General features: G+C 65.2%; 11 protein-coding genes, 1 pseudogene and 1 riboswitch. Of the genes and pseudogenes, 5 read left to right on the top strand and 7 right to left on the bottom strand.

The window, feature by feature from the left end; translation table 11 throughout:
- The first annotated feature begins 109 nt into the window (after positions 1-109).
- From ACVWYP_RS11140 to ACVWYP_RS11125, 4 genes are read left to right on the top strand one after another with little or no spacing between them, the layout of a single operon-like run.
- Positions 110-1,057 (top strand): branched-chain amino acid ABC transporter permease, encoded by a 948-nt coding sequence (locus ACVWYP_RS11140; protein ID WP_137476931.1) that lies wholly within the window; start codon positions 110-112, stop codon positions 1,055-1,057.
- A complete protein-coding gene (locus ACVWYP_RS11135) occupies positions 1,054-2,346 on the top strand; it encodes a branched-chain amino acid ABC transporter permease (protein ID WP_304498658.1) in 1,293 nt (430 codons plus the stop codon). Before ACVWYP_RS11140 ends, ACVWYP_RS11135 begins: the two co-directional genes overlap by 4 nt.
- Positions 2,343-3,092, top strand: coding sequence for an ABC transporter ATP-binding protein (locus ACVWYP_RS11130; RefSeq protein WP_028332917.1), 750 nt, complete (start codon positions 2,343-2,345; stop codon positions 3,090-3,092). Before ACVWYP_RS11135 ends, ACVWYP_RS11130 begins: the two co-directional genes overlap by 4 nt.
- On the top strand, positions 3,092-3,787 hold the full coding sequence (locus tag ACVWYP_RS11125) for an ABC transporter ATP-binding protein (protein ID WP_016847028.1): 696 nt from the start codon (positions 3,092-3,094) through the stop codon (positions 3,785-3,787). The genes ACVWYP_RS11130 and ACVWYP_RS11125 overlap by 1 nt, the downstream gene beginning before the upstream one ends.
- 290 nt (positions 3,788-4,077) lie before the next feature.
- Here ACVWYP_RS11125 and ACVWYP_RS11120 read toward each other — a convergent pair whose 3' ends face one another.
- Positions 4,078-5,124 (bottom strand): AraC family transcriptional regulator, encoded by a 1,047-nt coding sequence (locus ACVWYP_RS11120; protein ID WP_304498657.1) that lies wholly within the window; start codon positions 5,122-5,124, stop codon positions 4,078-4,080.
- 313 nt (positions 5,125-5,437) lie between these two features.
- On the opposite strand from ACVWYP_RS11120, the gene ACVWYP_RS11115 reads away from it, so the two are divergent.
- Positions 5,438-5,728 carry a hypothetical protein gene (locus tag ACVWYP_RS11115; RefSeq protein WP_304498656.1) on the top strand — a complete coding sequence of 97 codons (291 nt, stop codon included), beginning with the start codon at positions 5,438-5,440 and terminating at the stop codon, positions 5,726-5,728.
- Positions 5,729-5,746: 18 nt separating this feature from the next.
- Here ACVWYP_RS11115 and uca read toward each other — a convergent pair.
- The 6 genes and pseudogenes from uca to ACVWYP_RS11085 all read right to left on the bottom strand — a co-directional run bounded on the left by uca (position 5,747) and on the right by ACVWYP_RS11085 (position 13,540).
- Positions 5,747-9,290 (bottom strand): annotated as a pseudogene (gene uca / locus ACVWYP_RS11110) (urea carboxylase).
- 3 nt (positions 9,291-9,293) lie between these two features.
- Positions 9,294-9,947 carry an urea amidolyase associated protein UAAP2 gene (locus tag ACVWYP_RS11105; RefSeq protein WP_304498654.1) on the bottom strand — a complete coding sequence of 218 codons (654 nt, stop codon included), beginning with the start codon at positions 9,945-9,947 and terminating at the stop codon, positions 9,294-9,296.
- Entirely contained in the window at positions 9,944-10,789 is an 846-nt protein-coding gene (locus tag ACVWYP_RS11100; protein ID WP_304498653.1) for an urea amidolyase associated protein UAAP1, read from the bottom strand. The genes ACVWYP_RS11105 and ACVWYP_RS11100 overlap by 4 nt, the downstream gene beginning before the upstream one ends.
- Entirely contained in the window at positions 10,786-11,619 is an 834-nt protein-coding gene (locus ACVWYP_RS11095; protein WP_304498652.1) for an ABC transporter ATP-binding protein, read from the bottom strand. The genes ACVWYP_RS11100 and ACVWYP_RS11095 overlap by 4 nt, the downstream gene beginning before the upstream one ends.
- On the bottom strand, positions 11,616-12,434 hold the full coding sequence (locus tag ACVWYP_RS11090; protein WP_304498651.1) for an ABC transporter permease: 819 nt from the start codon (positions 12,432-12,434) through the stop codon (positions 11,616-11,618). Before ACVWYP_RS11090 ends, ACVWYP_RS11095 begins: the two co-directional genes overlap by 4 nt.
- A gap of 32 nt (positions 12,435-12,466) precedes the next feature.
- Positions 12,467-13,540: a putative urea ABC transporter substrate-binding protein gene (locus tag ACVWYP_RS11085; RefSeq protein ID WP_304498650.1), complete on the bottom strand. Its 1,074-nt coding sequence runs from the start codon at positions 13,538-13,540 to the stop codon at positions 12,467-12,469.
- Between the two features lie 78 nt (positions 13,541-13,618).
- Positions 13,619-13,729: riboswitch (guanidine-I (ykkC/yxkD leader) on the bottom strand.
- Positions 13,730-13,905 lie beyond the last annotated feature (176 nt).

Genomic DNA, 13,905 nt, shown 5'->3' with positions numbered 1-13,905 from the left:
CTCGAGATTCCGGGTCTGGTGCTTGCGCACCATCCCGGAATGACAAGCAGTTCATTTCAGCGACAGGTCTTTGATCACGTGAACCGTTCCAGTCTCAAGCGAGTGCGCCGTGGCTGAGCTGATCGTCATCTCGACGCTCAACGGCGTCCTGTTCGGCATGCTGCTGTTCCTGTTGTCCAGCGGGCTCACCGTCATCTTCAGCATGATGGGCGTGCTGAACTTCGCGCATGCCAGCTTCTACATGCTCGGCGCGTTTTTCGGCTTTCAGCTCACCCGCTGGATCGGATTCTGGCCGGCCCTGGTGCTGGCGCCGCTGCTGGTCGGCGCGGTCGGCATGGCGGTCGAGCGCTACGGCCTGCGCAACACCCACAAGCACGGCCATGTCGCCGAACTGCTGCTGACCTTCGGACTTGCGTTCGCGATCGAAGAGATCGTCTCGATGATCTGGGGCAAGAGCCCGGTCGACTACCGCGTTCCGGCGGCGCTCGACTTCCCCGCCTTCACCGTGTTCTCCACCAATTACCCGGCCTACAAGATCTTCATGCTTGTCGTGTCGGTTGTGATCTTCATCGCGCTGCTGGTGACGCTGAAGAAGACGCGCGTCGGCCTGATCGTGCAGGCCGCGCTGACCCATCCGAGCATGGTCGGCCATCTCGGCCACAATGTCGGACGCGTGTTCATGCTGGTGTTCGGCGTCGGCAGCGCGCTCGCCGGCCTTGCCGGCGTCATCGCCGGTCCCTCGCTGGTGACACAGTCCGACATGGCCGCGCTGCTCGGCCCGATCCTGTTCGTCGTCATCGTGTTCGGCGGCCTCGGCTCGCTGCCCGGCGCCTTCATCGCTTCGCTGTTGATCGGCTTGATCCAGACCTTCGCGGTCGCGCTGAACGGGTCGCTCGCCAGCGTGTTCGGCCCGCTCGATCCGAGCCTCGGCCCCTCGCCGCTCACCGACATCTGGAACGTCACGATCGCGCAGATCGCGCCGATCCTGCCCTATGTGCTGCTGGTGCTGGTCCTGATCTTCCGCCCCATGGGCCTGTTGGGGACGCGCGAGTCATGACCAACGCTTCCACGCCCTCCATCGCTGCGGCCAAGCAGGAGCCCGGCAGCGCCCTGAGCTTCTATGCCATCTGGCTGCTCGCAGCCATCGCGCTGGTCGTGCTGCCGCTGGTGTTCGGCGCCGGCGGCTCGCTGACCTCGTTCTGCCTGATCGGCATCGCGATCATCTTCGCGCTGTCCTACAACATCCTGCTCGGCCAGACCGGGCTGCTGTCGTTCGGACACGCGGTGCAGTACGGCCTCGGCGGCTTCCTCGCCGTGCACGTCATGAACGCGGTCGCGAGCCACAACTGGCCGATCCCGCTGCCGGTGATCCCGCTGGTCGGCGGCATCGGCGGCATGGCATTCGCCCTCCTCGTCGGCTGGGTGATGACCAAGCGCGCCGGCACCGTGTTCGCGATGATCTCGCTCGGCATCGGCGAACTGGTCGCCTCGTCGTCGCTGATCCTGCGCAGCGTGTTCGGCGGCGAGTCCGGCATCACCACCGACCGCACCTCGCTGATGCCGATGTTCGGCTGGACCTTCGGACCGCAGATCCAGGTCTACTACCTGATCGCGTTCTGGGTGATGGTCTCGGCGATCGCGATGTACGCGCTGACCCGCACGCCGCTCGGGCGGATCTGCAACGCGGTGCGCGACAATCCGGAGCGCGTCGAGTTCATCGGCTACGATCCGCATGTGGTGCGCTATCTCGCCTACATGTTCGCCGGCTTCTTTGCCGGCATCGCCGGCGGGCTGACCGCGATCAACTTCGAGATCGCCAACTCGGCCTATCTCGGCGCGACGCAATCGGGCCTCGTGCTGTTCTCCGCGTTCATCGGAGGCACCGCCTATTTCTTCGGTCCGATCCTCGGCGCCATCCTGGTGACCTATCTGCAGCTTGGGCTGACCAGCGTCACCTCGGTCTGGCAGCTCTATTTCGGCATCATCTTCATCGGGATCGTGATGTTCGCGCCCGGCGGCATCGCCGGCATCCTGATGAAGCACCGTCCGCTGATCCGCGCCGGAACGCTTGGTTCCGTGATCCCGTCCTACCTGGTCGCGGCGATCCCGACGCTGGCGCTGGCGCTCGGTATCATCCTGACCATCGAGACCGTCGCGCGCTTCTCGGGCGGCGACGCGATCAACCTGCTCGGCATCCCGTTTGTCGCCACCGCGCCGACGACCTGGGTCGCTGCGGCAGTCCTGCTCGTCGGCGGCTTCCTGGTCGCGCGCATCACCTGGCGGCGCGTTGCGGAAGCCTGGGATCGCGCCGCGACGGTGGCCCGTGACCGGGGGTATCTCGCATGACCGCAGCCATCCAAGTCAACGCCGTCGAGAAGAGCTTCGGCAATGTCGCCATCATCCGCGACCTCAATCTGAGCGTCGCCAAGGGCGAGCGTCACGCCATCATCGGCCCCAACGGCGCCGGCAAGTCGACGACGTTCAACCTGATCAGCGGCCACATCAAGCCGACCTCGGGCGAGATCCGCCTCAACGGCGAGGTGACCTCGGGCTTGCGGCCGTTCGAGATCAACCGGCGCGGGCTGTCGCGCTCGTTCCAGGTCACCAACGTGTTCGCCCGCATGACGGTGTGGGAGAACGTCCGCTGCGCCGTGCTGTGGGCGACCGGCCACCGCTACGCGTTCTGGAAGAACGTCGACAATCTGCCCGAGGTGAAGCAGCGCACCGCGCAGATCCTCGACGACATCCATCTCAGCCATCGCCGCGACGTGCCGGCGGGACTCTTGACCTATGCCGAGCAGCGCGAGCTGGAGATCGGCATCACGATCGCGGGCGGCGCCAGCGTCATCATGCTGGACGAGCCGACCGCGGGCATGAGCCATGCCGAGACCGAGCGCGCCGTCGCACTGATCCGCCGCCTCACCGAAGGGCGCACGCTCGTCATCGTCGAGCACGACATGAGCGTGGTGTTCGGCCTCGCCGACCGCATCTCGGTCTTGGTCTACGGCCACATCATCGCCTCCGGCACGCCCGAGGAGATCCGCGGCAATCCGAAGGTCAAGGAAGCCTATCTCGGCGAGGAGGTCGACTGATGCTCGAGGTCAGGAATCTTCACGCCTATTACGGCAAGAGCCACATCCTGCAGGGCGTCGATCTCGACATCGCGGCCGGCGAGGTCGTGAGCCTGCTCGGGCGCAACGGCGTCGGCCGCTCCACCACCGTCAAGGCGATCATGGGCGAGGTGCCGCCGCAGGGCACCATCCGCTTCAAGGGCCAGGACATTGCGGGCCTGCCGAGCCACAAGATCGCCCGCCTCGGGCTCGGTTATGTGCCCGAACATCGCGACATCTTCCCGGGGCTGACGGTGCGCCAGAACCTGATCCTCGGCATCAAGGACCCGCGCCGCCCCGGCAAGTGGCGGCTGCAGGAGATGCTCGACATGTTTCCGAACCTCGCCGCGCGCGCCGACACGCCGGCGGGCGTGCTGTCGGGCGGCGAGAAGCAGATGCTGACCACCTGCCGCACGCTGCTCGGCGACCCCGAACTGATGATGATCGACGAGCCGACCGAAGGGCTGGCGCCGCTGATCGTGCAGCAGGTCGGCGAGCTGATCGCCCGGATCGCCAAGGCCGGCGTCGCCATTCTCCTGGTCGAGCAGAAGCTGTCGATCGCGATGAAGATCTCGAACCGGGTCTACATCATGGGCCACGGCCGCGTCGTGTTCGAAGGCACACCCGACCAGCTCAAGAGCAATGCGGCCGTTCGCGAGGAATGGCTCGAGGTGTAGGCGGGCAGCGGCGGATCGACAAAGCAATCAAACGTCGGCGTAGCAGCGCCATAAGTCAGTTCGCGAACACGACCCAGACCAGCGCGACCAAGAGACTGTGGAAACAAATTATCGAAACCAGGAATAGCCAGTCGTCTCTGGTCATCGGGCCGAAGGCCTCGGCCGAAGCGCGGCGACAGCGACACGCGAGTTGGGAAAGGAGGTTCGACCGCATGGAACTGCCCTAGCGGAGGACGATCCGCCAGGTCTTGCTAGTCTGTGCCAGCTACTTGATACCTCGTGTCAGCCCATCACCGACCGCCATTCGAACTGCGATAGGCCCTCGGCGTGAGGCCGGTCCAGCGGACGAACGCATGTGTGAAGGAAGAGACCTCGCTGTAGCCCAATAGCCATGCGATCTTGGAAATGGGCAGCTCCTCATCTTCGAGGTAATGGCGGGCAAGGGCAATTCGAAACGCCTTGAGAACGTCTGAAAAGTCCGCCCCTTCCGATGACAATGCTCGAGCGAGAGTTCTCCGGCTCATGCCAAGACGACGCGCGACCGCCTCGGCATTGGCTTTGCCGTGCGGAAGCAAATGGGCGATGTGTCCTTCGACGCGAGACCGCAAGCTGCTTCGTCTTGGTGCCCGGTTACGAAGCGCTTCGTCGGCATATTGAAGCAGCATCCTGTTGAGATGCAAATCCGCACCGACGACAGGCAATGCGCCGATCCGGGACGGAAACAAGAGCTCGTCCCTGTCCGCTGCAAATTCGATCTCGCATCCGAGAAGAGATCGAACATCCAACGGCGTTTCTCGTCTGGCGTGCCTCAGCTTGATTTGCTTCGGCACCAGCCTGCCGTCAGTCAGTGCGCGGCAAATACGGATCAGCGTAACCAGCCAGAACTCCGCATGGTGACGATCCGACGACCGATCGATGTTGACATATTCGAACCCGATGGCGAAGCCGCGATCCAGAGAGCTCCGCAACCGCACGCCCTCGTTGTTGATCGAGCAGTAGCGTCCGCCGATTCGCAAGGCGTCAACGAGATGCTCCGATGAAGCCATGACGTAGTACAGAAGCCCGATCTCGCCCAACTCGAAGCCTTGAGCCAGATGGAGTCCGAAGCAGTCGTCCTGCAATTCCCTTGCGGCGAGTTCGAGCAGCCTGACCTGCGCTCGCGCATCGATCCGGCGCTTGCGGTCCTCGACGTCGTCGATTGCCAGGCCTGCAGCCGACACGATCGGGGCCGGATCAACCTGCGCATCCCGCAGCCGGGCACATGTGAGACGCGCGATCCCCCCGGCAGAGCTCGGTATCGACGGCAAGGCGCTTGCAAGGCGTGTGGCGGTTTTCATTCGGCACCGAACTGTGTTCGTGGCTCAGCGTCGGGAGCTTCCGGAATCGTATTTTGACCTATGTCAAACGAGCTCATGGGTTCGGGGCATCCGCTGACACCATCTCGCAATTTAAAGACCCAGGATCACAAGACGCAACGGACACAAATCATCTAGCCGATTGCTTCGCGGCCACTCCATTTCTGCCTTAAACGACGGCAGTCGGCTTCCAATGGGCCCGCGCAGGGGCGAACTCGTGATGGGCTTGGTCAAGCATGCAAATTCGCTGGGACAGGCGATTGGCGCCGAAGCGAACAGCCATATGAGCTAGGTCGTGGTTGGAGAAACACGTGCCCAGCATAGCGGCATTCATCGTTCAATTCATTACATGATCATTGAAGGCGAGGCCGCCGGCACCTGGCGTTACTCGTTTTCCATCGGCAATCGCAACTTCTCAGGAACGGTCCAGGCGGTCCTGGGATTGCTGGCGGCACGCCGCGTAAGGATGAAGATCGATCGGATGCTAAGGCAAAACGCGTCAACCGATCATCAAGGCCGGCAGCGGCCGGAGAAAGAGGGCGAGACGCCCTCTCCGCCCGTCCCACCGGCCGATCCCAAGGACTAGCGCGGCCGTGTAGCCGCGCTAGCCCGGCCGGAGCAACGCCACGACATCGCCCGCGCGCAGCGTCTGGCCGGGCTTCACCGGCACCGACGCGATACGGCCTGCCGCGGGCGAGAGCACCGAAATCTCCATCTTCATGGACTCGATGATCGCGAGAGTGTCGCCGGCTGCGACCTCGGCGCCCTCCTCGACCAGGATCTTCCAGATGTTGCCGGGCACTTCCGAGAAGGCCCCCAGCTGACCATCGGGAATACCGGTCGCGGCGACGCTCGCATCGACCGATTCCGCCGGCGCCTCGTCGAGCTTCATCTCGCGCCAGCGCTGGCGCTCGGCGTCGAACGCTGCCTGCTGCGTTGCCTTGAACGCGGCGATCGACGGCTGCGTCTCGGCCAGCGACTTGGCGTAGTCGGCGTAGGAGAATTCGCCCTCTTCGATCCTGATGTCGTACTGCCCGTGCGGGAATGCAGCGCGTGCGTCCAGGAGCTCGTCGGCACCGACCGGGAAGAAGCGGATCTTGTCGAAGAACCGCAGCAGCCAGGGATGGCCTGATGCAAACACCCGCGTGGTGCGCCAGGTGTTCCAGACCTGGACGGTGCGGCCGAACAGCTGATAGCCGCCCGGCCCCTCCATGCCGTAGATGCACATATAAGCGCCGCCGATGCCGACCGCGTTCTCGGGCGTCCAGGTCCGCGCCGGGTTGTACTTCGTGGTCACCAGCCGATGCCGCGCGGTCGAGCGGGGTTGCCACCGGCGCGCCGAGATAGACGTCGCCGAGGCCGAGCACGAAATAGTCGGCGTCGAACACGATGCGGCGGACATCGTCCTCGCCGGCGAGGCCATTGATGCGCCGGATGAACCCGACATTCGACGGACACCACGGCGCATCCACGCGCACCAGCTCCTGATATTTGCGCATCGCAAGCTCGGCCTCCGGATCGCGCCACGACAGTGGCAGATGCACGGTGCGGCTCGGCACCCGCATCGCGTCGACCGGCGGCAATTCGCGCTCGATCCGCTTGAGCACGTCGAGCAATTTTCCGCGCGACAACGCTGTGCCGTCATAATGGATCTGCAGCGAGCGGATGCCGGGCGTCAGATCGATCAGGCCGCCGAGCTTCGCCTCCTCCAGCGCCTGCGCCAGCACATGCACGCGCAGCCGCAGCGCGATGTCGAGCTCCATCGGGCCATATTCGACCAGGAGATTGTCGTCGCCGGCGCGGCGATAGACCACCGGGATCGGGCCGTCATCATTGCGACCGACGATCGCCGATCCAAGTTCGGGCGCGCGCAGCACCGTGGGGCCGGCAACCGGATCGTCGCGTTTGACCGGCACGAAGCGGACGGTGTCGCCGGGCCTGAGCTGGCCAACCTTCCAGAGCTCGTCGCGGGCGACGACGGCCGGACAGACGAAGCCGCCGAGGCTCGGTCCGTCGGGCCCCAGAATGATCGGCATGTCGCCGGTGAAGTCGATCGAGCCGACGGCATAGGCGTTGTCATGGATGTTCGACGGATGCAGCCCGGCTTCGCCGCCATCGGCGCGGGCCCAGCGCGGCTTCGGCCCGATCAGCCGCACGCCGGTGCGGGCGCTGTTGAAGTGCACCTCATAGTTCGCCGCGAACAGCGTCTCGATATCCTCATCGAGGAAGAAGTCCGGCGCGCCGTGCGGGCCATAGACGACGCCAATCTGCCAGGCCGATGTGAGCTGTGGCCGCTCGTCCTCCGCGGCGCGCCGCGGCGCGACAAGGCCCGGCCGCTCGGCGCCGATATGCAGGACGTCGCCGGCCTTCAGCGAGCCCGTCGCATGGCCGCCGAAGGCGCCGAGCGCAAACACCGCCCGCGACCCGAGAATCTGGGGCACGTCGATGCCGCCGCGCACGGCGAGATAGCTGCGCTGGCCCGGCCCCTTGATGCTGCCGATCGCAAGCGTCTGGCCGGCGCGCACCGTGACCGGCTCGTCATAAGCGACATCGGCACCGTCGAGCGACGCCTTCATCCGCGCGCCCGAGAGCGCGACGATCGCGTCGGTGTTGAAGCGCAAGGTCGGTCCGTTGACCGTCAGCTCCAGCGCCGTCGCTACTTCCGGATTTCCAACCACGCGATTGGCGAGGCGAAACGATCGCTCGTCCATCGGCCCGCTCGGCGGCACGCCGACATGCCAGAGATGCAGGCGGCCGGGCAATTCCTGCACCCCGCTCTGCGCCCCCGGCGCGACGACGTCGATGGTGCGCGGGCGATAGGCGAAGGCGCCGAGCACACTCGTTGCCACCTGGCCGCCGCGGAACACGTCGGAGGCTGCAATGGCGCGCAGATAGTCCAGATTGGTCTCGATGCCGGCTACGACCGTATGGTCCAGCGCCTTCGAAAGCCGCGAGATCGCGGCCTCGCGCGTCTCGGCCGAGACGATGATCTTGGCCAGCATCGGATCGTAGAACGGCGACACTTCGGTGCCGGTCTCGATCCAGCCGTCGATCCGCGCATCCGGCGAAAAGCTGACCTGCGTCAGCCGGCCCGCGCTCGGCCGGAAGCCGGCACCCGGGTTCTCGGCATAGAGCCGCACCTCGATCGCCGCGCCCTTTGGGGCGAGCGCGCCCGCCTGGCCGAGCACGTCGTCGCCGGCCGCCTGCCGGATCATCCATTCGACGAGGTCGACGCCGGTGACCTGCTCGGTAACGGGATGCTCGACTTGGAGACGGGTGTTCACCTCGAGGAAGTAGAAATCCTCACGCTCGACGTCGTAGATGAACTCCACCGTGCCGGCGGACTCGTACGACACGGCCTTGCCGAGCGACACCGCGGCCGCATGCAGCCGCCGGCGGATGTCGGCCGACAGTCCCGGCGCAGGCGTCTCCTCAAAGACCTTCTGGTTGCGCCGCTGCAGCGAGCAATCGCGTTCGCCGAGCGCGACCACGTCGCCCTTGCCGTTGCCGAAGATCTGCAACTCGATATGGCGGGCCCGGGCGACGAACCGTTCGAGATAGACCCGGGCATCGCCGAAGCTTGCCCGCGCGGTGCGTTGCACCGATTCGAAACGCTCGCGCAGCGTCGCCATGTCGTGGCACAGCTGCATCCCGATGCCGCCACCGCCCGCCGTGCTCTTCAGCATCACCGGGAAGCCGATCGCTTCGGCCTGCTGCACCGCCTCGTCGATGGTCTCCAGCAGCCCGGAGCCCGGCAACAATGGCACGCCGCTGCGCTCGGCGATCTCCCGCGCCTTGTGCTTGAGACCGAAGGCGTCGAGATGCTCCGGCCGCGGCCCGATGAATTTGATGCCGTGCCCGGCGAGCCGCTCGGCAAAGCGGCGGTTCTCCGACAGGAAGCCGTAGCCGGGATGCACCGCCTGCGCACCGGTCGCGAGGCACGCCGCCATGATCGCATCGACATTGAGATAGCTCTCCGCGGCGGGCGCAGGACCGATCCGCACCGCCTCGTCGGCGTCGAGCACCGGCCGGGTGAAGCGGTCGGCGTCGGAATAGACCGCCACCGAGCCGATGCCCATGCGGCGCAATGTTCTGCCGATCCGCCCGGCGATCTCGCCGCGGTTGGCAATCAGGACCTTGCTGAACATGCCTCACGCCTCCGGCTCGACGATCGCGACGTCGAAGATCGTCACCTGAACCGGCGTCGGAAAGAATCCGTTGCAGGGGTTGTTGATCTGCGGACAGTTCGAGATCAGGCACAGCACGTCCATCTCGGCGACCAGCTCGATGGCGTCGCCCGGCTTGGAGACGCCATCGACCACGGTGAAATTGCCGACGGGACCGATCGGCACGTTCATGAAGAAGTTGAGATTCGGCACGATGTCGCGCTTCGACATGCCGTATTTCGCGGCTTCAATCACGAAATTCTCGCGGCAGGCGTGCTGGTAGCGGGTCTGGTGCCCGAACCGCACGGTGTTGCTTTCGCAGGAGCAGGCACCCGCCGAGGTGTCGTGCAGGCCGCAACTGTCTGCCGTCACGCGCAGCATCACGCGACCTTCGTTGGACATGATCCTGGTGCCCAGCCCGACATAGGCCGAGCCCTGCGCGCACAGCGTATCCTGGCCGCTGTAGCGCTCGCCGAAATCACCGGCGCAATAGAACAGCGTGTCGACCGCCTGCTGGCCATGGCTATCGGTGATCCGCAGCGTCTGCCCCTTGCGGATGATCGCCGACCACGGCTTGCGCGCGGGAATTTCGACATCGAGAACGATGCGGCCGCCGGTGCGAACAGATTGAACAGTCATCGCACGGCTCCTTCCAGGGTTTCGCCGAGATACAGCGCGTTGTTCTCGTAGGCGCGGACCGCTTCCGCGGTGGCGGTCCGGCACAGATCGTCGGCCGCCGGCGCGGCCGCGCGGTAGCGCACGATCTCCACGCCCGCCTGCGGATAGGCTTTCGCGGGATCGAGCGGATGCGGGCAGTTCGACAGCGCGATCAGAAGGCCCATCTCCGCGCGCAGATCGACGAAATCGCCCTTCTGCCGCCGCTGCTCCGACCAGACAAACTTGCCGTCGGCGTCGATCGCGACCGGTGCGAAGAAGCTGACGCAGGGATGGACGTCGCGGCGATCAAGGCCAAGCTTGGCCGCGGCGAGAATGAAATTGTCACGTGTGTTGCGGAAATTGCCTTCGCCGTATTTGGCCACGTTGGTCGCCGCGGTCGAGCCGCCGACCACAGCATCATGCGCGGCGCCGCTGTCCTCGGTGATGCCGAGCAGCGCGCGCCCCATGTCGGACAGCAGCACCCGGCCCTTCTGCAGCCGCGCCGCCCACTGCACCTTGATGGTGTCGGCGTGGTTGAGCCGCTCGGTGGTGTCGGCGCTGTTCCAGGCGAGCAGGCTGACGGTCGACGTCCCCGACGTATTGACGATGCGTAGCGTATCGCCGCGGTTCAGCCGGGTGGTCCAGTACCAGCCGGACGGGATCGTCTCACGGTGAATGACCGTGTCGGCGTCGATCGGCGCGGTGTCGCGCGCAGTCGGCGCCGGCAGTGCCCGCGGCGCGTGCTCCTGCCCCGCCGCCTTCAGCTCGTTATACCGCCGGGTATGCGCGGCGATCTCGGCCTTTTGTTCCTCTGACAGGATCATGGTTGCTCCTTCAAGACGAGAGCGCCGGGCCGTCCCGGCTGATGCTCCTTGCCTGACCGGGTCGTCCCGGTCGGAGCTGGTTGAACTGACGACCGCAGCTCCGCGCTGCGGCGCGGAAAGATCTCGAGGTCGCGCGACACCGTGGCGCCGTAGCGGTCGCGCTCCTCAGGCCGGTTGCGCTGCCGCTCCAGCGCGATCACGCGCGTCGCGAGTCCGAAGGCTTCGCTGAGGTCATGCGTCACCATCACGACCGTCAGATGGGTCTCGTTCCAGAGCCGCTTCATCAAGAGATGGATGTCGGCGCGTATGCCGGGATCTAGCGCGCCGAACGGCTCGTCGAGCAGCAGGATCTTCGGGCCGCGCATGATCGCCTGTGCCAGCGCGAGCCGCTGCTGCATGCCGCCCGACAGCGCCGACGGATATTTGCCCTCCTGGCCGGCGAGCCCGACCTCAGCGAGCAGCTTCATCGCTTCGTCAGTGGCGGCGCGGCGCGCGGCGCCGAACAGCCGGCCGGTGAATTTGGCGTCGCGCAGTTCGCGGCCGAGCATGACGTTCTGCAGCACGGTCAGATGCGGAAACACCGAGTAGCGCTGAAACACGACGCCGCGATCGGCGTCCGGCTCGCCGGGCAACGGCTTGCCGTCGACCAGGATCTGCCCGCGGGTGGGCTGCTCCTCGCCGAGCAGCATGCGGAGCAGCGTGGTCTTGCCGCAGCCGGACGGGCCGACCAGCGCGATGAAGGCGCGCGGCTCGACCTCCATCGTGATGCGCTCGAGCACGATATGGTCGCCATATTCCTTCCACACGTCGTCGAAACGGATCGCGCTCATTCCGCCCTCACCGAGGCAAACCACGGAAATAGTTTCCGCTGCGTGACGCGCAGGCCGACATCGATCAGGAACGCCAGCAGCGTGATCCAGGCGACGTACGGGATGATGACGTCCATCGCGAGATAACGGCGGACCAGGAAGATCCGGTAGCCGAGCCCGGAATCGGATGCGATCGCCTCGGCTGCGATCAGGAACAGCCACGCCGGCCCGAGCTGCAGGCGCAGCACGTCGATCAGCCGCGGCAGGGTTTGCGGCATCGCGACGCGTAGCGCGATCTGCCAGGTCGAGGCGCCGAGCGTCTGTGCCTTGACGATCTGCTCGCGCGGCAGCTCCTGCACCTTCATGGCGAGATCGCGGATCATGCAGGGCAACGTCCCGATCACGATCAGCGCGATCTTGGAATTCTCCCCGAGCCCCATCACGATGAACAGGATCGGCAGCAGCGCCAGCGGCGGCACCATCGAGGTCACCGACACGAATGGACCGAGCATGGCATTGGCGCCCGGCAACAGCCCGATCACGATGCCGAGCACCAGGGCCGCCACCGTCGAGATCGCCAGCGCCGAGCCCAGCCGCCCCAGGCTGGCGACGGTGTCGGAGGCCATCAGATAGCCGCCGGTGCGTGGGTCAACCTCGAACGCCATCTGCTTGACCGCCTGCACCATGCTCGGTAGCGCCGGCAGCAGCTTGTCGTTCGGGTTCTGCGCGAGCCGCGCGCTGGAGCCGGCGAAGTACGCGATTGCGACCAATACGAACGGCAGCGCGAGCAGATAGAACCGCGTCTGCCGTCCCGGCCGTATGTTCACAAGTCGCATGGTCGGCTCCTGCCTGATGCGGCACTACATGGTCACAGCTTGCCCTTGGCGGCTTCGTCCATGTAAGTCGGGTCGAAGCGCAGCTTGACGTTCGACTTGTCGCCGAGCACCGACTTGTCGGCGAGTTCGATGCCGACCGCGTCGGCCGACTTCGCGCCCTTGCCGAGCAGGTCCTTCTCGAACAGGAACTTGCGCACGCGATCCATGGTCACGCCGACCGTCTGGCTGCGCGTGAAGGCTTCGGCATCGGTCGCCTTGTCGAACAGTTTTGTGGTCGAGAGCTGGCTGTCGAAGCCAGCAAGGTCGGTGCCGGAGGCCTTGGCCATCGCTTCCTTGGCGGCCTTCGCGGCAGGATCGTTCGCCGTCATTTTCGACAGCGTCTCGTACCAGATGCCGACCAGCGCCTTGGCGAAATCCGGATTGTCCTTGGCGACCGCGGTGTTCACCACCATCAGGTCCATGATCTCGCCGGGGATCTGCGAGGAATCGAACACCTTCTTCGCATCGGGCGAGCCGAGGATTTCCGTCACGATCGGATTCCAGGTCACCACCGCGCTGACGTCAGGCGTCTTATAGGCGGCCGCGATATCGGCGTCGGAGGTGTTGACGACCTTGACGTCCTTCTCGCTCAGCTTGCTGGTCTCGAGCGCGCGCGCCAGCAGATAATGCGACACCGAGAACTCGACCAGGTTGACCGTCTGGCCCTTGATCGCGGCGAGATCGGCCTTGTTCTTCAGGATCACGGCATCATTGCCGTTGGAGAAATCGCCCATCACGACCGCTGTCGTGTCGACGCCGCCGGCTGCCGGAATCGACAGTGCGTCCATGTTGGTGATGGTGACGGCGTCATAGCCGCCGGCGGTGTACTGGTTGATCGATTCGACGTAATCGTTGAACTGCTTGACCTCGATCGCGATGCCGTATTTATCGGCCCATTTCTTGACGATGCCGGTGTCGGCCGCATAACCCCACGGCATCCACCCGACATAGATCGACCAGGCGACCTTGAAGCTTTTCTTCGGCGCGGCGTCGGCCGCAGGCGCAGCCGCCAGCACGACCGCGCAGCCGATGACAACAGAGCGAAGGAAGAAAACGAATTTGTTCATTGCCGATCCCTCTTGCGAAATTTCACAAAAAGGGACTGGCGAAAAGACCATCGCTCCGCCAATCCCTTGGCTGACGAGGTCTCCCGGGCTTTTATCCCGCCGTGCACCTGCGGGGATGTCTCCCCCGCAAGCGGCTGCTCTCGGACCAGCATCTTGCTCGGCAAGATCGGAACCCTAGCGGCCAACTCGACGCCATTGATGCACGAGGCGTGCCAGCCGACCGGCAATTGAATCTCATGAGATTTTTTCGCACGCACTGCGCCGCAGCGACGGCGCCTTGCTTAAAGATTGCGCAGACCTGCTCAGAATTGGCTCTGTCCTCTCGCCACCGACGTCAGCAGGATCACACGATGGCTGATGTCGAG

Source organism: Bradyrhizobium sp. USDA 3262 (assembly GCF_054060035.1).
This window is presented reverse-complemented; position numbering and strand designations above follow the sequence as displayed.